Here is a 19,251-nt window from a genome sequence, read left to right as displayed (position 1 = left end):
TCTGTTGAAGTGATCTCTTCTCTGCGTGGCCCAGTCCTTTCCGCCCTGGGCACGACCGTGGTGATCGAGGTCGGCGGCGTCGGACTCGCCGTGCAGGTCACCCCCGCCACGGCCCTGACTGCCCGGATCGGCTCCGAGACGCGCCTCTCGACCACGTTGATCGTCCGCGAGGATTCGCTGACCCTGTACGGCTTCCCCAGCGCCGACGAACTCGCCGTCTTCGAACTGCTGGTCGGCGTCACCGGCGTCGGTCCGAAGTCGGCCCTCGGCGTGCTCGCGGTGCTCACGCCGAACCAGATCGCGCACGCGGTGAACGCCGAAGACGACGCGGTGTTCCGTAAGGTCAGCGGAATCGGTCCTAAGACCGCCAAGCTCATCGTGCTGTCCCTGGTCGGCAAGGTCGCCGTAACCACTGCCCCGGCTGCCCCCGGCCGCCCCGGTGTGGCCACGGCAACCGTCGGCGCCAGTGTGCAGGCCGCGCTGATCGGCCTGGGCTGGTCCGAACGTGTTGCGAGCCAGGCAGTCGACGAGATCCTCGCCGGCAGCACCGCCGAGTTCGACGCGGAGGAGGCCGGTGTTGCCGCTGTGCTCCGGCTCGCCCTCGCCAAACTCGGCCCCGCGCAACACTCGGGCGCGTCCAACGCCGCGGAGCGTCGCTCATGAGCGAGGATCCCGGCGTCGAGCTGACCAACCCGGCCCTTGAAGGCGACGCTGAACTCGCCTTCGAGGGCGCACTGCGTCCCAAGAGCCTGGGCGAGTTCGTCGGCCAGCAGAAGGTGCGCGGGCAGCTGCAGTTGCTCCTCACTGCCGCATCCATGCAACAGCGCACACCGGATCACATCCTCCTGGCCGGGCCCCCTGGACTGGGCAAGACCACGCTCGCCATGATCATCGCTTACGAGGGCAACCGGCCGCTGCGGATGTCCAGTGGCCCGGCCATCCAGCACGCGGGCGACCTCGCGGCCGTGCTGTCCTCTCTCGTTCCCGGCGAGGTGCTGTTCATCGACGAGATCCACCGCATGGCCAGGTCCGCGGAAGAGATGCTCTACCTGGCGATGGAAGACTTCCGGATCGACATCATGGTGGGCAAGGGCGCCGGCGCCACCTCGGTGCCGCTGGACCTCGCTCCGTTCACCCTGGTGGGGGCAACGACCCGCTCCGGGATGCTGCCCAACCCCCTGCGGGACCGGTTCGGGTTCACCGCCCACCTGGAGTTCTACGCCGACGCCGAGCTCGAGCTGGTGCTCGTTCGGGCCGCCGCGCTGCTGGGCCTGGCCATCGACAGGGAGGCGATCGCCGAGATCGCCGGCCGCTGCCGCGGAACACCCCGCATCGCCAACCGCCTCCTACGCCGGGTGCGAGACTACGCCCTGGTGCACGGCGGGGACGCCGACCTGGCCGCCGTCCACGCCGCCCTCGAGCTCTACGACGTCGACGAGATCGGCCTGGACCGCTTGGACCGCGAGGTCATGAACATCGTCCTCACCCGTTTTGGGGTGGGCCGGTCGGCCTGAATACGCTGGCGGTGTCGGTGGGAGAAGAGCCCGAAACCATCGAATCGGTCGTCGAGCCCTTCCTGGTGCGGATAGGCTTCCTCACGCGGACCCCGCGAGGGCGGGTAGCCACTCCCGCAGCGTGGCGGCACTTCGGCCTGAGCAATCCTCAGGCTGCGCTCACCTTGGATGTCATATAATTCAAGTTGGTCCGCTACGCCGTCGTAGCCGTTCCCTCACAAACCCTGCACACCACTACTCTGCTGCGGTCTTGAACCGCCTCGGGAAGGTTTCACAGTTCTATGGATCCGTTGACTCTTGTCATGCTCGCCGTTCTGGCGCTGCTTGTCTTCTTCATGTTCCGCAATGGCCGTAAGCGCCAGAAGGACACGTTGTCGCTGCAGTCGAAGATGGTTCCCGGTGCGGACGTCATGACCAACTTCGGCCTCTACGGCACCATCGTGTCCATCGACGAGGAAGAGAACAAGGTCGCCCTCGAGATCGCACCCGGAACCATCGTGCAGATCCACCGCCAGACGATCGCCCGCGTCGTCGAGCCCACCGTCGTCGGTGACGACGTCGTCCTCGACGAGACCGTCGACAGCGACGCCGGCACCCCGTCCATCACTGGCGAGCCGGAATACGGCCAGCGCGCCGACTTCGAGCCGACGACCGATGACGCTCAGACCGACACAAACACCGAACCCAAAAAGGGCGACGCGTAACACATCCCCTCTCCGTGCCCGCGTCCTTTGGCGCGGGCACGAGCAAAGAAAGCTGAGTTCAATAGGTGGCTAAGTCGTCTCCGACCAAGAAGGCCTGGCGCTCGCTGTCCTGGCTTGGCCTGATCATCGTCGGTCTCATCGCTCTGAATGGAGCCGGGGTGTTGAGCGGCGGCGGATCTTGGACGCCGAAGCTCGCCCTGGACCTCGAGGGCGGCACGCAGATCATCCTGGCGCCCAAGCTCGAGTCCGGGCAGACCGTCTCGAACGAGCAGCTCAACCAGGCCGTGTCGATCATCCGGCAGCGCATCGACTCGTCCGGTGTCTCCGAGTCGGAGATCAACACCCAGGGCGGCCAGAACATCGTCGTCTCGATCCCCGGCACGCCTGACGACGCCACCCTGAACCGCATCGAGTCCTCGGCGAAGCTCGAGTTCCGCCCGGTCCTGGTGGCCTCAGCGCCGTCGGCCGACAGCGTCGGAACCGACGGGTCCACTGCCACCCCAGGCGCAACGGATGCGGCCACTGACGCCGCCACCGATGCGGCGACGCCCGCCCCGGCGACGACTCCGTCTGTCGCGCCCACCGACGCGAGCGACCTCAACAACATCACGCCCGCCCTGCAGGCACAGTTCGACAGCTTCCAGTGCAGCGACATCGACACCAGCAACGTGGCGCCGGCCGATGAGCCCCTCATCACCTGCGAGACCGACGGTAGCGTCAAGTACATCCTCGGCCCGGTCGAGGTGAGCGGCGAGAACATCTCCGACGCCACCAACGGGCAGGTCACCACGCAGAGCGGTGCCACCACCGGCGAATGGGCCGTGAACATCGTCTTCGACAGCACCGGAACCCAGGCCTTCGCCGACGTCACCACCCGGCTGAGCGGTCTCGCCGACGCGCAGAACCAGTTCGCCATCGTGCTGGACGGCAAGGTCATCTCGGCTCCCCGCACTCTCGCGGTCATCACGGACGGCAAGCCGCAGATCACCGGGTCGTTCGACCAGGACACCTCCAAGGCCCTCGCCGACCAGCTGAAGTTCGGCGCACTGCCGATCAGCTTCACCGTGCAGAGCCAGGACACCATCTCGGCCACCCTCGGCTCCACCCAGCTGCAGAGCGGGCTCATCGCCGGCCTCATCGGCCTGATCCTGGTGGTGCTGTACTCCCTCGCGCAGTACCGCCTGCTCGGCCTGGTCACCGTCGCCTCCCTGGCCGTGGCCGCCGTGATCACCTACTTCCTGATCACCCTGCTCTCCTGGCGGGAGGGCTACCGATTGTCGCTGGCCGGTGTGGCCGGCCTGATCGTGGCCATCGGCATCACGGCGGACTCGTTCATCGTGTACTTCGAACGCGTGCGTGACGAACTCCGCGACGGACGCGGTCTCGTCTCCTCCGTCGAGGCCGGCTGGCGCCGCGCCATCCGCACAATCATCGCCTCTGACACCGTCAACTTCCTCGCCGCCGCGGTGCTGTTCATCCTCGCCGTCGGCAACGTGCGCGGCTTCGCCCTCACCCTGGGGCTGACCACGCTCGTCGACCTTCTCGTCGTCGCGCTGTTCACCCACCCGGTGCTGCAATTGCTGGCCCGTACCAAGTTCTTCGGTGACGGCCACAGATTCAGCGGTCTCGACCCGCGCGCCCTTGGCGCGATCTACCGCGGACGCGCCCAGTTCCAGCCGTCCGCCGAGGTGGCATCGCGCAAGTCGGCATCCTCCAGCAAGGAGGCCGTGAAGCGCCAGACCATCGCCGAACGCAAGGCTGCTGAGCTCATCGGCTCCGGCTCGAGTACGCCGACCGACGGGAAGGATTCCTAATGGCCAGCTTCAACCAGTTCGGCAACGACCTGCACACGGGCAAGCTCTCCTACAACATCGTCGGACGACGCAAGATCTGGTATTCCGTGGCCGCGGTCATGATCCTGATCGCGATCCTCGGCCCGGTGCTGCGAGGCGGTTTCACGTTCGGCATCGAGTTCACCGGCGGTTCCGAGTTCGTGCTGTCCGACATCACCACCCAGGATCAGGGCCCGGCAGCGACCGCCGTCACCGACGTCGTCCCCGAAGCCGTTCCGAAGATCTCCGCGGTCGGCAGTGACGGCATCCGAGTGCAGACCGACCAGCTCACCGACACCGAAAGCCGCGAGGTGCGTGCGGCACTCGCCTCGGCCTACAGCGTCGATCCCGCACAGGTGACGTCCTCGTTCATCGGCCCGTCCTGGGGGCAGGACATCACCGGTTCCGCTATCCGCGCCCTGCTCACCTTCCTGGTGCTCGCCGGCGCGGTGATGGCGCTGTACTTCCGCACCTGGAAGATGGCCGCCGCCGCCATGGTGGCCCTGCTGCACGACCTCGTGATCACGGCAGGCTTCTACGGCATCACGGGCTTCGAGATCACCCCGGCTGCCGTGATCGGATTCCTCACGATCCTCGGCTACTCGCTCTACGACACCGTGGTGGTGTTCGACAAGATCCGGGAGAACACACGGATCGACGGCCCAGAGTCCAGGCGGACGTTCGCCGAATCCGTGAACCTTGCGGTGAACCAGACCCTGGTGCGCTCCATCAACACCTCGATCGTGGCGGTTCTGCCCGTGGCCTCGATCCTCGTCATCGGCGCGTTCGTGCTGGGAGCGGGGACCCTCCGCGACATCTCGCTCGCACTTCTCATCGGCATGCTGGTGGGCACATACTCGACGATCTTCATCGCGGCGCCCCTGTACGCCCAGCTGCGCGAGAACGAGCCTGCCATCCGCAAGCGTGACAAGAAGGCCCTGGCACTCAAGGCCAAGGCCTCCGGTACCGGTGCTGCCGCAACGTCGGTCGGCACCGCAGCGGACGTCTCCGCGTGACCGGCGCCGTGCGGGAATACTCGGCTCTGCTCGCCGGTTTACCGTTTATCCGCTAGTACAGGGATAATTGGCGCCAGGGAATGAGGTAACGAGATGACTGAGACCACCACGCCATCCTCCGCGTCCCTGCGCCGCCTGGTGCCGCGTATCTTCTCCAGGGCGCAGCCCGCCGGGGCCGTCGACACGCTCCTGAAGACCGTGCGGACGCACCACCCCAAGGTGGACCTCTCGATCATCGAGCGGGCGTACACGGCCGCGGAGCGTGCCCACGAGGGTCAGAAGCGCCGCAGCGGCGAGCCGTACATCACGCATCCCGTCGCCGTCGCGCAAATCCTGGCCGATCTGGGTATCGGGCCGAAGACCGTGGCCGCGGCCCTGTTGCACGACACCGTCGAGGACACCGACTACACCCTCGACCAGTTGCGCGCCGACTTCGGCGACGAGATCACCATGCTGGTGGATGGCGTCACCAAGCTCGACAAGGTGAAGTACGGCGACAGCACCCAGGCCGAGACCGTGCGCAAGATGATCGTCGCGATGTCCAAGGACATCCGGGTGCTGATCATCAAACTCGCCGACCGGCTGCACAACGCCCGCACCTGGGGCTTCGTGCCCGCAGAATCCGCGACCCGCAAGGCCACAGAGACCCTCGAGATCTACGCCCCGCTCGCGCACCGGCTGGGTATCCAGACCATCAAGTGGGAGCTCGAAGACCTCTCCTTCGGTGTGCTCTACCCCAAGCTGTACGCGGAGATAGAAAGCCTGGTCAAGCAGCGCACTCCGCAGCGCGAAGAATTCGTGCAGTACGTCATCGACGCGATCAACGATGACCTCAAGGCCGCCCGCATCCGCGGCAAGGTGGCCGGCCGGCCCAAGCAGTACTACTCGATCTACCAGAAGATGGTGGTGCGCGGCCGCGAGTTCGACGAGATCTACGACCTGGTCGGCATCCGCGTTCTGGTCAACTCCGTGCGCGACTGTTACGCGGTCCTCGGCGCCATCCATGCCAGGTGGACACCGCTGCCCGGCCGGTTCAAGGACTACATCGCCACCCCCAAGTTCAACCTGTACCAGTCCCTGCACACCACTGTGCTCGGCCCGAGCGGACGCCCGGTCGAGATCCAGATCCGTACCCAGGAGATGCACGAACGCGCCGAATTCGGCGTGGCCTCGCACTGGAAGTACAAGGAGCAGGTCAACGGCAAGAGCTCCGGCCCCGGCCCTCAGAGCGACACCGACATGGCCTGGCTCGCCCACATCTCCGACTGGCAGGCCGAGACGGCCGACCCCAACGAGTTCCTCGACTCCCTGCGCTACGAGATCGGCGCCAAGGAGGTCTACGTCTTCACCCCCAAGGGGCGCGTAATCGGCCTGCCCGCCGACGCCACCCCGGTGGACTTCGCCTACGCCGTGCACACCGAGGTGGGCCACCGCACCATGGGCGCCAAGGTCAACGGGCGCCTTGTGCCGCTGGAGAGCTCGCTCACCACCGGTGACGTCGTCGAGGTCTTCACGTCGAAGAACCCGGACTCCGGGCCGAGCCAGGACTGGCTGAACTTCGTCAAGAGCCCCAGGGCACGCAACAAGATCCGCCAGTGGTTCACCAAGGAACGTCGCGACGAGGCCATCGAACAGGGCCGCGACGCCATCGCCAGGGCCATGCGCAAGCAGAACCTGCCGCTGCAGAAACTGATGAACCAGGACTCGTTCGCCGAGGTCGCCGCGGTCATGCGTTACGAGGACGTCTCGGCGCTCTACGCCGCCGTCGGCGAAGGTCACGTCTCCACCCAGTCGGTGCTGGAGAAGGTCGTCGCGACGCTGCAGAGCGTGGAGGAGAGCGACGCCACCGACCTGCCCTTCGCCCCGAACGGTCGCACCCAGACCCTCCGCAACAACGACTCCGGCATCCTCGTGCGCGGCGCGCCCGACATCCTCGTCAAGCTCGCCAGGTGCTGCACCCCGGTTCCCGGCGACAAGATCGTGGGCTTCATCACCCGTGGCTCCGGCGTCTCCGTGCACCAGTTCGACTGCCACAACGTGCAGTCATTGCTCAAGGAGCCTGAGCGGATGATCGACGTCGACTGGGCGCCGACCTCGAAGAGCCTGTTCCTGGTTCAGATTCAGATCGAGGCGCTCGACCGCTCCGGCCTGCTCTCCGACGTCACCCGGGTGCTGTCCGAACACCACGTCAACATCCTCTCGGCCACCGTGCACACCTCCAGCGACCGTCTGGCCATCAGCCGGTTCGTGTTCGAGATGGGCGACACCACCCACCTGGACAGGGTGCTGAACGCCGTGCGCCGCATCGACGCCGTCTACGACGTCTACCGGGTCAGCGACGGCTGAGCCCCGAGCAGTCGGAAGGCGTCCCTGAGTTGAGCCTGGGCGACGCGGGTGAAGGAGATCCCGCGGAGCCCGGACACGACTGCCGCGGCCGTACTCGCGTCGTCGGCGGGCGGCGTTCGCGCGTCGCCGGCGGTCACCTGTGCCAGGCCGGCGTGTGCCAGGAGCGCCGCGATGAGCCCGGTGTCGGCCGGGTGGTCCCGGCTCGTTCCCCATCTGGCGAGATCCACCGCCGTGCGCAGGGGAGTGGTCACCAACAGACGGCCAAGCAGCACGGCGTCGGCGTCGCCGAGCCTCACCTCGCGCAGGCACACGCCAGACCCGGGATGTTTCACCGTGCGAGCGCCGACATCCACGCAGAATTGGTGTTCGGCTGGCTCCGGCGCGAGACCGTAGATCCAGGCGGCCGTGAGCCGTTCGGCCGCGGCCCGGTGCGGCGCGGTGCGCTGGAGAGCCCCAGCCCGCGTCTCCGGTCCATCGGGGGCGTCGATCGGACACCAGGAACCGGCCAGGCCGAAGAGCTCGCCGTCCAGGCGGGCGCACGCCAGTTCGGCCAGCGGGAGGTCGGCTTCGGTGAGGGCGGCGGGAACGAGCGTTGTCATCGTCCGAGTCTGCGGGGCTCCCCGGATACGCGGAACGGGACCGGAAAATCTGTGGACAGATTTTCCGATCCCGTTCGGATCAAGCCGGTTGTTACTGGCCGATGGCCTTGAGCCACGCCTTGCGAGTCTCCAGCGCCTCAGTGGCGTCCTTGATCTTGCGGGCGTCCTTGGTCTCCTGCGCTGCGGCCAGTTCGGCCTCCAGCTTGGCGATCGCGTCGTGCAGCTGGCCGGCGAGGCCCTCGGCGCGAGCCTTGGTCTCGGGGTTGTTGCGCTTCCAGTGGTCGTCGTCGAGCTTGCGCACGGCGGCTTCAACCTTGCGCATGCGCTCTTCGACGGGCTTGACCTGGTCGCGGGGGACCTTGCCTGCGGCATCCCAGCGGCGCTGCACGGAGCTGAGCACCTCGCGGGCCTTGACCCTGTCGGTCTCGGTGAGGAGGGTCTCGGCCTCGGTGAGCAGCTCGAGCTTAACCACGAGGTTGCCGGCGAACTCTTCGTTGTCCTGGGCGTCGATCTCGGACTTCACAGAGTACAGCACGTCTCCGGCGGCCTTGAACTTGGCCCACATGGCGTCGTCCTGCTTCTTGCCCGAGCGGCCGGCGGCCTTCCAGTCTTCCAGCAGGTTGCGGTAGGCGGGGATACCGTCGGCACCCTGCGGCGCCAGCGCCTCTGCCTTCTCGATCAGCTGCTGCTTGCGGTTGCGGACATCCTTGTGGGCGCTGTCGAGCTCGGCGAAGAACGCCTTGCGGTTCTGCTCGATCGTGGTGCGAGCCGCACGGAATCGCTTCCAGAGCTCGTTGGCCTCGCCCTTCGGGATCCGCGGAGCGTCGTGCTGGTGCGCCTGCCACTTGGCGAAGAGCGCGTCGAGGGCAGCGCTGGTCTGCTTCCACTGCGTCTTGGCCGGGTCTTCGGCGGCGAGGCGTTCGGCCTCCTCGACGATGGCGGCCCGCTCGGCGACGGCCGCGGCGCCGGCGGCCTTGGCCTCAACGCTCTGCTGCTCGGTGAGCTCGGTAACAGTGCCGCCGAGGGCGCCGAGGCGCTCGGCGAGGGCGGCGAGGTTGCCGACGGCATTGGCCGTTGCGACCGACTTCGAGAGGTTCGCGACCGACTTGGCGATGTCCGCGGCGGGCGCACCACCCTTGGCGCGCTGTTCGAGCAGGGTGACCTGCCCGTTCAACTCGACGTACTTACGCTGGAAGTAGGCGAGTGCCTCTTCCGGAGTCGCATCGGGATACTGGCCGACGGCGCGTTCCCCGACGGCTTCGCGCACGTAGACAGTGCCGGATTCGTCTACGCGACCCCATGGTTGCTGATCTGTCGTAGTCAAGAGCCTCACCTTAATGATTTGGTTGATTCCCCGTACTGGCGAGCACCCCGCGTGGAGCACTGCAGCCGACGAATCCCTGAACGAGCCAGTAGGGGCAGAAGCCCATACGGCCTCAAGCCTATTGCAAGCCTGCCCGTGGTTCAGCGGAAACGACCGAACTGTTACTACACGAACCGTGTCGGCTTCGGTGCGACGGGTGTCTACTGCACCGAGAACGCCGTGATGGTGGTCGGCACGACCGGAGCCCCGTCGGTGGAGCCGTCGGCCACCCCGGCGGCCGTGATCTGGCTGACGACCTGGTCGAGCCCGCTTGTGACCTTGCCGATGACGGTGTATCCGCCGGCTTCATTGGCGGGGATCGTGGTGTCGCCGTAGACGATGAAGAACTGGCTGCCCATGCTGTAGCCGTCGGTGGACCTGGCCATGGCGATGGTGCCGGCCGGGTAGACGTTGTCAGCGGGGGCGTTCTCGACCGGCCCATAGAAGTACCCGGGCCCGCCCGTGCCGTCGCCGTTCGGGTCACCGCACTGGAGCACCGAGAAACCGTCGCCGGTGGTGAGACGGTGGCAGCTGAGGCCGTCGTAGAAGCCTGACTCCGTGAGGCTGATCGTGGACGAGACCGCCTGCGGCGCGAGGGCGCCGTCGAGTTCGACACCGAGAGGGATGTCGTTGAGGGTCAGGGTGCCCGTCCAGGTGCGCCCCTCGGCCAGGTCGCTGGAGGGGACGTCACCCGAGTTGGCTCCGGGGGTCGCGGTCGCGGATGCCGTCGGCGTCGCCGTCGCGGATGCCGTGGGCTCCGGCGTGCCCGGACCTCCGCTGAAATAGAACAGCTGGAAACCGACCAGGACCACGAGCACCAGCGTGAGGATGCTGCCGGCCAGAACGTTATCGCGCACACGACGCGAGCGCTGACGCTCGTTCACGGCCTTGCGGGCCTGGTAGGCGCGAACGCGGCCACGTGCCTCGCGGGCTTCGCGATCCTGCTTATAACTCGGTGCCACGTGAATCCTCCAGCTGCCGCCAAGGGCGGGAAATCTCGGCTTACGGGCGACGGTGTCCCGGGTCACTGTGAACTCTACGCATCCGGGCGCGACGGGAAAAATCAGCGCTCAGGCCCCCGTTCGGCCGGAACCTGCCGTCGGTGGCACAAACTACGCTTGAGCCATGTCTTCTGCCCAACCTGGCCTCCGCACCGGTGCGACGCCGCTCGCTGTGCGCATGCGCCCCACGAGCCTCGCCGAGGTCGCCGGCCAGCGTCACTTGCTGACCCCCGGGTCGCCCCTGGTCAGCCTTGCCAACGACAAGACGGGGGAGCAGGGCTCGGTTTCGGTGATTCTGTGGGGCCCGCCGGGCACCGGCAAAACCACGCTGGCGCAAACCATCGCGCACAGCTCCGGCCGCCGGTTCGTCGAGCTGTCCGCCGTGTCCGCCGGCGTGCGTGATGTGCGCCAGGTGATGGAGGAGGCCCGCACCAGCCGCGATCTCTACGGGTTGTCGACGGTGTTGTTCCTCGACGAGATCCATCGTTTCAGCAAGGCCCAGCAGGATGCCCTGCTGCCCGGCGTGGAGAACGGCATCATCATCCTCGTCGCCGCGACCACGGAGAACCCCTCCTTCTCGGTCATCTCGCCGCTGCTCTCGCGCTCGCTGCTGCTGACCCTGGAGACTCTCAGCGACGATGACCTGGGTATCGTCGTCGACCGCGCCGTCACCGACCCGCGGGGGCTCGCCGACAGGTTCGAGCTCGACCCGGAGGCACGCGGCGCCATCATCCGCCTCGCCTCCGGGGACGCCAGACGAGCACTCACCGCGCTCGAGGCCGCCTCGGTGTCCGCGGCGAGCACCGACACCGCCCCGGGCGAGAAGCCACTCATCACCACCGAGATCGTGTCACTGGCCGTCGACAGGGCGCTGCTGCGCTACGACCGCAACGGCGACGAGCACTACGACGTGATCAGCGCGTTCATCAAGTCGGTTCGCGGCTCGGATGTCGACGCCTCCCTGCACTATCTGGCCCGCATGATCGAGGCCGGCGAGGACCCGCGGTTCATCTGCCGCCGCATCATCGTGCTCGCCTCTGAGGACATCGGCATGGCCGACCCGCAGTCGCTGGTGATTGCCATCGCCGCCGCCGACGCCGTGCAATACATCGGAATGCCGGAGGGGCGCATCCCACTGGCCCAAGCCGTTGTGCACCTCGCCTGCGCGCCCAAGTCCAACGCCGCCTACATGGCGCTGGACGCCGCAATCGCCGACGTGCGGAACGGCAACACCGGCCGCGTGCCGAAACACCTGCGCGACGCCCACTACCCGGGAGCGAAACGGTTGGGCCACGGCAAGGGCTACAAATATCCGCACGACGACGCCCTGGGCGTGCTCACGCAGGACTACCTGCCCACCGAGCTTCGGCGCACGCAGTACTACCAGCCGACCGAGCACGGCAACGAACGCGACGTCTCCGCCCGCCTGGCGAAGCTGCGCAGGATCATCCGCGGCGAGTGACGGGCGAGTAGGCGCAGTGCCCCTGAATCAGGGGCGTCGGGGGAGGCCCGTGTGCTAGTCTTGTTTCGCCTACAACTGGTTTCGTCATGCGGCTGCGTCGCGACACCGAAGTTGGAGTGGATTCGCCCTGTAGCCGGGCGGCCCGTGGCACCCACCCCTCTGATCTCCCATGACGTACCGGCTTGCCCATAACCGGGTTGGCCCGCACGCCCTGGTATCCATTTTCCAGTTCCATCCGAAAGGACACTGTGTCTACCAAGTCACGTACCCGCAGTAAGACCCGCCTCTCGCGGGCCCTGGGCATCGCCCTGACCCCGAAGGCCGCCAAGTACCTCGAGAAGCGTCCCTACGCTCCGGGCGAGCACGGCCGCACCAAGCGCAAGACCGACTCGGACTACGCGGTGCGTCTGCGCGAAAAGCAGCGCTTACGCGCCCAGTACGGCATCCGCGAAGCACAGCTCAAGATCGCCTTCGAAGAAGCGCGTCGCCGTCAGGGCCTGACCGGTGAGAACCTGGTTGAGATCCTCGAGACCCGTCTCGACGCCCTCCTCGTGCGTTCGGCCATCGCCCGCACCACCGCCCAGGCCCGTCAGATGGTTGTGCACCGTCACATCCTCGTTGACGGCCAGCTGGTCGACCGTCCCTCCTTCCGCGTGAAGCCGGGTCAGCTCATCCACGTCAAGGCGCGCTCCGAGGGCACCGAGCCCTTCCAGGTCGCCGCGGCCGGCGGTCACGTCGACCTGCTGCCCAAGCTCCCGCCGTACCTCGAGGTCGAACTCGACAAGCTGCAGGCCCGCCTCGTTCGCGCCCCGAAGCGCATCGAGATCCCCGTGACCTGTGAAGTTCAGCTCGTCGTCGAGTACTACGCAGCACGCTAGTCGCCTCCGGGGCGGCCAGCCGCACCGGAACTGAACTACGCTGGAGGGCGGATCACCTAGGTGATCCGCCCTTTTGCGTTCTCTCTTCGTGCTCGGTCGACCTGAATTGGATGGTGTCGTATGTCTGGTGGAGATATCGCCGGCCTGATTGCCGCTGGAGTCTTTGCGATCCTGGTGGGATTCCTGGCTCTGCCCCTGATCAAACTGGGCCGGGTGTTCGACGAAACCACCCTCGCGATCCGCGACCTCAGCCACAACGTGACGCCGCTCCTCGAGGAAACGACGAGCACCATCGCCCAAACGAATCACCAGCTGGCCACCATCGACACCATCACCACGAATGTGGCCGAGGTCACCGGCAACGTGTCGGCCCTCGTCGCGCTGGTCGCCGCCACAGTGGGCGGCCCGCTGATCAAGATCGCGGGATTCTCCGCCGGGGTGACCGCGGCCTTCAGGGCCTCGCGTCCCCGCCGCAGCAAGAAGTAGTCCACTACGCTGGAAACTGAGTGCCTCGGCCCACCAGTGCTCGACCAGCGGGGTTCCGGCCGACAGCCATCACATCCACACACACAGGGAGCACATGCCATGAAGAACTTCATCTGGTTGGTCGTCGGCGTCGGCCTCGGTTTCGTCGTCGCCCACGAGGTCAACAAGACCCAGCAGGGCAAGCGATTCTTCACCGACCTGGACGCAAAGACCCGCGAGTTCGGTGAGGCCATCTCCGAGGGCTACCGCAAGCGCGAGGCCGAATTGCACGCCGCCCTGGGCGACGCCGAAGACACCATCGAAGAGCTGTCCAAGCCCTAACCTCTCTCCTTTCTCCTTCACGCCGCTCCAGGACCGGGTTCGCCCGTTCCAGCAAACAGTACGGACCCCATGCAGACTGCCGACATCCGCGGGCGCTGGCTCGACTTCTTCGCCGACCGTGGACACACCGTTGTCCCCTCGGCGTCGCTCGTCAGCGACGACCCCACCCTCCTCTTCACCGTTGCCGGCATGGTGCCGTTCGTGCCGTACCTCACCGGTCTGGTTCCTGCCCCGTACCCGCGCGCCACGAGCGTGCAGAAGTGCATCCGCACCAACGACATCGAAGAGGTCGGCAAGACCCCGCGGCACGGCACGTTCTTCCAGATGAACGGCAACTTCTCCTTCGGCGACTACTTCAAGGAGCAGGCGATCAGCTACGCCTGGGAGCTGCTCACCTCGAGTGAGGCCGACGGCGGTTACGGCTTCGCCGAAAAGGACCTCTGGGTCACCGTCTACGAGAACGACGACGAGGCCTTCGGTTACTGGCGCGCCCTCGGACTCCCCGAGCACCGCATCCAGCGCCTCGGCATGGACACCAACTACTGGTCCACCGGTCAGCCCGGCCCGGCCGGCCCCTGCAGCGAGATCTTCTTCGACCGCGGCCCCGCCTACGGCATCGACGGCGGCCCGGCCACCGACGACGACAGGTACGTGGAGATCTGGAACCTCGTCTTCATGCAGTACTTGCGCGGCGAGGGAACCGGCAAGAACGACTTCCAGATCCTCGGCGACCTGCCCAAGAAGAACATCGACACCGGCATGGGCCTGGAGCGCGTCGCGTTCCTCAAGCAGGGCGTCGAGAACATGTACGAGATCGATCAGGTCCGCCCCGTTCTCGACCGCGCCGCCGCCCTCTCCGGCCGCCGCTACGGCGCCGTGCACGACGACGACGTGCGAATGCGCATCGTCGCGGACCACGTGCGCTCCTCCCTGATGCTCATGAGCGACGGCGTCATGCCGTCCAACGAAGGCCGCGGCTACATCCTGCGCCGCCTGATGCGCCGCAGCGTGCGTGCCATGCGCCTGCTCGGCGTGGACACCGCGTCGTTCACCGAGCTGTTCCCGGCCTCCCGCGACGCCATGAGCGCCGCATACCCGGAGGTCGCCACCGACTTCGACCGCATCAGCCAGGCGGCGTACGCCGAGGAAGAGACCTTCCTGCGCACCCTCGCGAGCGGCTCGAGCGTGCTCGACCTCGCCGTGGCCAAGACCAAGAGCGCCCAGAAAGCCGAACTGCCCGGCGACACGGCGTTCCTGCTGCACGACACCTATGGTTTCCCGATCGAGATCACCCTCGAAATGGCCGAGGAAGCCGGCCTGAGCGTCAACCGCGAGGCCTTCGACACCCTCATGGCAAAGCAGCGCGCGATGGCGAAGGCCGACGCCAAGGCCAAGAAGACCCACCTCGCCGACCTGTCCGTCTACAGCGCCTTCCGGGCGCACGGTGAGACCGTGTTCACCGGCTACGACATGCTGCAGACCGAGTCCAGCATCCTGGGCCTGATCGTCGACGGCGCATCCGTGAACCGTGCCGTGGCCGGCGACATCGCCGAGGTCATCCTCGCCGAGACCGCCCTGTACGCCGAGTCCGGCGGCCAGGAAGCCGACGCCGGCCTCATCGTTGGCCCGGGTTACGAACTCGAGGTTCTCGACGTGCAGAAGCCCGTCAAGGGCCTGATCAGCCACAAGGTGCAGGTCAGCTCGGGCGAAGTGGGCGTCGGCGACCCCGCCACGAGCGTCGTCGACCCCGACTGGCGTCGCGGCGCCCGCCAGGCGCACTCCGGCACACACATCCTGCACGCGGCGCTCCGCCAGGTACTGGGCCCGAACGCGCACCAGTCCGGCTCGTACAACAAGGCCGGATTCTTCAGGCTCGACTTCTCCTGGAACCAGGCCCTGTCGCCGGCCACGCGCAGCGAGATCGAGGAGATCTCCAACAACGCGATCCGCGACAACCTCCAGGTGACCACGAGAGAACTGCCGCTGGCGGAGGCCAAGGCGCTCGGCGCCATGGCCCTGTTCGGCGAGAAGTACGGCGACCGCGTGCGTGTCGTCGACATCGGCGGCCCCTGGTCCCGGGAACTCTGTGCGGGCACCCACGTGGCCACCAGCTCGGAGATCGGCATGATCAATCTGGTCAGCGAGGCCTCCGTCGGGTCGACCAACCGTCGAGTCGAGTCCCTCGTCGGGCTCGAGGCGTTCCGCGACCTCGCGGCTGAGCGGGCCATCGTGTCCCAGCTCACCAGCAACCTGAAGACGCCGCGCGAGCAGTTGCCGGCCAAGATCATGGACCTCATGCAGAGCCTCAAGGCTGCGGAGAAGAAGATCGCCACCTTCGAGGCCCGCGCCCTGAGCGACCGGGTGCCCGCCCTCGTGGCGACGGCCACCCGCATCGGCGACCTCACCGTCGTCGCCGAGGACCTCGGGACGCTCGCCTCCGCCGACGACGTGCGGATGCTCGTCACCGGCACCAGGGAACGCCTGGGCTCCGATCCCGCGGTCGTGGCCCTCGCGGCGACCGTGGCGGACAAGCCCGTCGTGATCGTGGCGACCAACGCCGCGGCCCGCGACGCCGGTGCGAAGGCCGGGGCCCTGGCCAAGCAGCTCGCCGGCATCCTCGGCGGCGGCGGCGGCGGCAAGGACGACCTCGCCCAGGGCGGCGGCACGAAGGTGGACTTGATCCCCGAAGCGCTGGGCACCCTGCGAACCCTCGTCTCCCGCTAAGCCATGCGAACGGGTGTGCGCGTGGGAATCGATGTCGGCACGGTGCGGATCGGCGTCGCCCGGAGCGATTTCCACGGCATGCTCGCCACGCCGGTCGAGACGGTACCGCGGCAGCGCGCTGCCGGGTCGCCTCAGGCCGGGTCACCCGACGCGGCGGCAACCGACCTCACCCGGATCTCGGCGATCGTCGCGGAACTCGACGCCGTCGAGGTGATCGTCGGGCTGCCCTTGGCCCTGTCGGGGCGGCACACGGCGTCCACTGAAGACGCCGTGGGCTTCGCCGCGAACCTCGCCGGCCTGCTGTCCGTTCCCGTGCGGCTCGTCGATGAACGACTCTCCACAGTCTCCGCGCAGGCCGCATTGCGCACCGCCGGGCGGAGCACCCGCAGCCAACGTCCAGTCGTCGATCAGGTGGCCGCGACTATCATCTTGCAGCACGCACTTGATACCGAACGAGCCTCGGGCAACCCGGCCGGCGCGCCCGTAGAACAGACCGGAAGGCCGTAATCGTGGCGAAATCCCCGCCGGAATCCCCTGACGCAACCCCGTCCGGGACCACGGGCGACCAGCCGCTGCCCTCCCGGCGGGCGCTCCGTGAGGCCGCCAGAGCGGCAGAGGCAGCCCAGGCAGCCCAGGGCAGCACGCCCGCAGAGGCGCCCCAGCGCGAGACCGCGCCCGCCCCGCTGGCTTCGTCGCCTAAGCCCGCTCCACTGCCGGAAGCGCCCACTCCGCCGCTGTCGAGCCCGGCTGACTCTGCCGCTGCCGACCACTCGTCTGCGGCCTGGGCAGCCGAGCACAATCCGTTCGCCGGCCTCGGCTTCGGCACGCCCGCAGACGGCTCCGCCGACGCACCCGTCGCCGGCCGTGAGGCCGTGCCGGGCGAGGACGGTTCCGTCCGGCCGCCCGGCCGGACCAGCTCACGCGCCAACCGCCGGGCCAGGCTCTCCGCCCAACTCGACGACCAGGCTGCCGCTCCGAAGAAGTCCCGCAAGGGCGCCTGGGGCTGCCTCATCGTGCTCGTCATCATTCTGGGGCTGATGGGTGCGGCGGCGTTCGCGCTGCAGGGCCCCATCAGCCAGCTGATCGCCGCCACCCAGGAGCCCGAAGACTACGAGGGCTCCGGCAGCGGCGAGGTGCTCGTCATGATCCACGACGGCGACACCGGCTCCGACATTGCCAACACCCTGCTGGACCAGGACGTCGTGAAGAGCTACGACGCCTTCTACGACCTGCTCCTCGCCCAGCCGACGGACCCGGTCTTCCAGCCGGGCGCCTACCTGCTGGCCTCGCAGATGAGTTCGCAGGCCGCGCTGACGGCCCTGCAGGACCCGGCGACCCGCCAGGAACTCACCGTGGTGATCCCGGAGGGAACCGCGGCCGTCGACGTGCTGGCGTCGCTCTCCGAAGGCACCGACATCCCGCTCGCCGACCTGCAGGCGGCCGCGGCCGACCTCTCCGGCTTCGGCCTGCCGGCGGAGGCCACCACCCTTGAGGGCTTCCTCTTCCCGGCCACCTACACGTTCCAGCCCGGCGTCACCGCGCACGACGCGATCAAGACCCTCGTCGACCGCCAGTTCCAGGCCCTCGACGAGGCCGGCGTGCCGGCAGCGGACCGGTGGAAGACCATCGTGATGGCCTCCCTGGTGCAGCGCGAAGCCGGACTCAGGGACGACTACTACAAGGTGGCCAAGGTCTTCTACAACCGCCTCGACCCGGCCCAGTGGGACAGCGGACTGTTGCAGTCCGACGCGACCGTCGCCTACGGAACGGGCAACACCCACCTGGTCACGACCACAGACGCCGAACGCGCCGATGCGAACAACGCCTACAACACCTACGTGCACCCCGGCCTGCCGGTCGGCCCGATCAGCAACCCCGGTGACCTCGCCATCGACGCGACCCTGCACCCGGCAGACGGAACCTGGCTATTCTTCGTGACGTGGAACCTGGACACCGGCGAGACCATCTTCTCCACGACGGCGGCGGAACACGATGCCGGCGTCGAGAAGTGGCTGGCCTGGATGGATGAGCACCCGGAATATGGCTGACCTGACGCACGACCGCATTCCCGCAGGGGCGACCCGTCGAAGGGTGGCCGTGCTCGGCTCGCCCATCGCGCATTCCCTCTCACCGGCGCTGCACACGGCCGCGTACGGGGTTCTGGGACTGGACTGGGAGTACACGGCGGTCGAGGTGGCCGCAGGGGAGCTTGACGCCTTCCTCGAAACTCTCACCCCCGACTGGGTGGGCCTGTCGCTGACCATGCCGCTCAAACACGAGATCCAACCCCGGCTGGCCGACGTCGACCGCCTCGCCACTCTCACCGGTGCGGTCAACACCGTACTGTTCGGCGACGGTGCGCCGGGTGCGCCGCGCATCCTCACCGGCTACAACACGGATGTTCCCGGCCTGGTGCGCGCCCTCGCCGAAGCCGGCACCGACCGGGCGGCGCACGTGACCCTGCTCGGCGCCGGCGCCACCGCCGCATCCGCCCTCGTCGCCGCAGCCGAACTGGGCGCGGAAACCGTCGACGTGATCGCGCGCACCCCCGCCCGCGCCGCCGGGCTCGTTGATCTCGGCCGGCAACTGGGTCTCGTCGTGACGGTCTCCGCCCTCTCCGCCGTCACCGCCGCCGACCGGGTCAGCGACCTCGTGATCAGCACCATGCCGGGCGACGCCGCCCTGCCCGGCGAATTCCCCGCGATGCTGCGGGCGAGCACCCCGCTGTTCGACGTGGGCTATGCACCGTGGCCGACGGCCCTGGCCTCGTCGTGGACGGCGGCGGGCGGACGGGCCAGCTCCGGCCGCACCATGCTGTTGCACCAGGCCCTGGTGCAGATCCGTATTTTTGTGGGCAACGACCCGTTCCTGCCGCTCCCCGATGAAGACGCCGTGCTGCTGGCCATGCGTGCGGCGCTGCCCGACGGCACGGCTGACGGCGCTCACGACAGCACCCCCGACGGTGCCCCCGGCCCGGGACCCGGCCGCGCTGTGGAAGGATAGAA

General features: G+C 67.8%; 16 protein-coding genes and 1 pseudogene. 14 read left to right on the top strand and 3 right to left on the bottom strand.

The window, feature by feature from the left end; genetic code table 11:
• The first annotated feature begins 9 nt into the window (after positions 1-9).
• The 6 genes and pseudogenes from ruvA (at position 10) to BJQ94_RS09905 (ending at position 7,412) form a co-directional block, all read left to right on the top strand.
• Entirely contained in the window at positions 10-663 is a 654-nt protein-coding gene (ruvA, locus tag BJQ94_RS09930; protein WP_265397834.1) for a Holliday junction branch migration protein RuvA, read from the top strand.
• Positions 660-1,693: pseudogene (ruvB, locus tag BJQ94_RS09925) on the top strand (Holliday junction branch migration DNA helicase RuvB). Before ruvA ends, ruvB begins: the two are co-directional and overlap by 4 nt.
• Positions 1,694-1,816: 123 nt before the next feature.
• Positions 1,817-2,218: a preprotein translocase subunit YajC gene (yajC, locus tag BJQ94_RS09920; protein ID WP_275875464.1), complete on the top strand. Its 402-nt coding sequence runs from the start codon at positions 1,817-1,819 to the stop codon at positions 2,216-2,218.
• Positions 2,219-2,283: 65 nt separating this feature from the next.
• On the top strand, positions 2,284-4,032 hold the full coding sequence (secD, locus tag BJQ94_RS09915) for a protein translocase subunit SecD (RefSeq protein WP_265397831.1): 1,749 nt from the start codon (positions 2,284-2,286) through the stop codon (positions 4,030-4,032).
• The gene (gene secF, locus BJQ94_RS09910; protein ID WP_265397830.1) at positions 4,032-5,066 is read left to right on the top strand and encodes a protein translocase subunit SecF; all 1,035 of its coding nucleotides are present in this window, start codon (positions 4,032-4,034) and stop codon (positions 5,064-5,066) included. The genes secD and secF overlap by 1 nt, the downstream gene beginning before the upstream one ends.
• Before the next feature lie 93 nt (positions 5,067-5,159).
• Complete coding sequence (locus BJQ94_RS09905) at positions 5,160-7,412, top strand: bifunctional (p)ppGpp synthetase/guanosine-3',5'-bis(diphosphate) 3'-pyrophosphohydrolase (RefSeq protein WP_265397829.1); 2,253 nt, start codon at positions 5,160-5,162, stop codon at positions 7,410-7,412.
• Here BJQ94_RS09905 and BJQ94_RS09900 read toward each other — a convergent pair.
• The 3 genes from BJQ94_RS09900 to BJQ94_RS09890 form a co-directional block, all read right to left on the bottom strand.
• The gene (locus BJQ94_RS09900; RefSeq protein ID WP_265397828.1) at positions 7,391-8,011 is read right to left on the bottom strand and encodes a hypothetical protein; all 621 of its coding nucleotides are present in this window, start codon (positions 8,009-8,011) and stop codon (positions 7,391-7,393) included. The genes BJQ94_RS09905 and BJQ94_RS09900 overlap by 22 nt on opposite strands.
• Positions 8,012-8,102: 91 nt before the next feature.
• The gene (locus tag BJQ94_RS09895) at positions 8,103-9,335 is read right to left on the bottom strand and encodes a DUF349 domain-containing protein (RefSeq protein WP_265397827.1); all 1,233 of its coding nucleotides are present in this window, start codon (positions 9,333-9,335) and stop codon (positions 8,103-8,105) included.
• A 200-nt stretch (positions 9,336-9,535) separates the two neighbouring features.
• The gene (locus tag BJQ94_RS09890; protein ID WP_265397826.1) at positions 9,536-10,336 is read right to left on the bottom strand and encodes a peptidylprolyl isomerase; all 801 of its coding nucleotides are present in this window, start codon (positions 10,334-10,336) and stop codon (positions 9,536-9,538) included.
• A gap of 163 nt (positions 10,337-10,499) precedes the next feature.
• On the opposite strand from BJQ94_RS09890, the gene BJQ94_RS09885 reads away from it, so the two are divergent.
• The 8 genes from BJQ94_RS09885 to BJQ94_RS09850 all read left to right on the top strand — a co-directional run bounded on the left by BJQ94_RS09885 (position 10,500) and on the right by BJQ94_RS09850 (position 19,249).
• Entirely contained in the window at positions 10,500-11,837 is a 1,338-nt protein-coding gene (locus tag BJQ94_RS09885; RefSeq protein WP_265397825.1) for a replication-associated recombination protein A, read from the top strand.
• 248 nt (positions 11,838-12,085) lie between these two features.
• Positions 12,086-12,715, top strand: coding sequence for a 30S ribosomal protein S4 (rpsD, locus tag BJQ94_RS09880; protein WP_066595696.1), 630 nt, complete (start codon positions 12,086-12,088; stop codon positions 12,713-12,715).
• A gap of 120 nt (positions 12,716-12,835) precedes the next feature.
• Complete coding sequence (locus BJQ94_RS09875) at positions 12,836-13,201, top strand: DUF948 domain-containing protein (RefSeq protein WP_265397824.1); 366 nt, start codon at positions 12,836-12,838, stop codon at positions 13,199-13,201.
• Positions 13,202-13,300: 99 nt separating this feature from the next.
• Positions 13,301-13,522 (top strand): hypothetical protein, encoded by a 222-nt coding sequence (locus BJQ94_RS09870; protein ID WP_265397823.1) that lies wholly within the window; start codon positions 13,301-13,303, stop codon positions 13,520-13,522.
• Between the two features lie 69 nt (positions 13,523-13,591).
• Positions 13,592-16,246 (top strand): alanine--tRNA ligase, encoded by a 2,655-nt coding sequence (alaS, locus tag BJQ94_RS09865; RefSeq protein ID WP_265397822.1) that lies wholly within the window; start codon positions 13,592-13,594, stop codon positions 16,244-16,246.
• A gap of 3 nt (positions 16,247-16,249) precedes the next feature.
• The gene (gene ruvX, locus BJQ94_RS09860) at positions 16,250-16,753 is read left to right on the top strand and encodes a Holliday junction resolvase RuvX (RefSeq protein WP_265397821.1); all 504 of its coding nucleotides are present in this window, start codon (positions 16,250-16,252) and stop codon (positions 16,751-16,753) included.
• A 2-nt stretch (positions 16,754-16,755) separates the two neighbouring features.
• A complete protein-coding gene (gene mltG / locus BJQ94_RS09855; RefSeq protein WP_265397820.1) occupies positions 16,756-18,294 on the top strand; it encodes an endolytic transglycosylase MltG in 1,539 nt (512 codons plus the stop codon).
• Positions 18,287-19,249 (top strand): shikimate dehydrogenase, encoded by a 963-nt coding sequence (locus BJQ94_RS09850; protein WP_265397819.1) that lies wholly within the window; start codon positions 18,287-18,289, stop codon positions 19,247-19,249. The genes mltG and BJQ94_RS09850 overlap by 8 nt, the downstream gene beginning before the upstream one ends.
• Positions 19,250-19,251 lie beyond the last annotated feature (2 nt).

This window comes from Cryobacterium sp. SO2, from assembly GCF_026151165.2.
Taxonomy (GTDB): domain Bacteria; phylum Actinomycetota; class Actinomycetes; order Actinomycetales; family Microbacteriaceae; genus Cryobacterium.
This window is presented reverse-complemented; position numbering and strand designations above follow the sequence as displayed.

Bases quoted from the DNA above. Each gene is read 5' to 3' on its own strand.
- yajC (WP_275875464.1), top strand. From the start codon at position 1,817: ATGCTCGCCGTTCTGGCGCTGCTTGTCTTCTTCATGTTCCGCAATGGC.
- secF (WP_265397830.1), top strand. From the start codon at position 4,032: ATGGCCAGCTTCAACCAGTTCGGCAACGACCTGCACACGGGCAAGCTC.
- BJQ94_RS09905 (WP_265397829.1), top strand. From the start codon at position 5,160: ATGACTGAGACCACCACGCCATCCTCCGCGTCCCTGCGCCGCCTGGTG.
- BJQ94_RS09900 (WP_265397828.1), bottom strand. From the start codon at position 8,011: ATGACAACGCTCGTTCCCGCCGCCCTCACCGAAGCCGACCTCCCGCTG.
- BJQ94_RS09885 (WP_265397825.1), top strand. From the start codon at position 10,500: ATGTCTTCTGCCCAACCTGGCCTCCGCACCGGTGCGACGCCGCTCGCT.
- BJQ94_RS09875 (WP_265397824.1), top strand. From the start codon at position 12,836: ATGTCTGGTGGAGATATCGCCGGCCTGATTGCCGCTGGAGTCTTTGCG.
- BJQ94_RS09870 (WP_265397823.1), top strand. From the start codon at position 13,301: ATGAAGAACTTCATCTGGTTGGTCGTCGGCGTCGGCCTCGGTTTCGTC.
- alaS (WP_265397822.1), top strand. From the start codon at position 13,592: ATGCAGACTGCCGACATCCGCGGGCGCTGGCTCGACTTCTTCGCCGAC.
- ruvX (WP_265397821.1), top strand. From the start codon at position 16,250: ATGCGAACGGGTGTGCGCGTGGGAATCGATGTCGGCACGGTGCGGATC.
- BJQ94_RS09850 (WP_265397819.1), top strand. From the start codon at position 18,287: ATGGCTGACCTGACGCACGACCGCATTCCCGCAGGGGCGACCCGTCGA.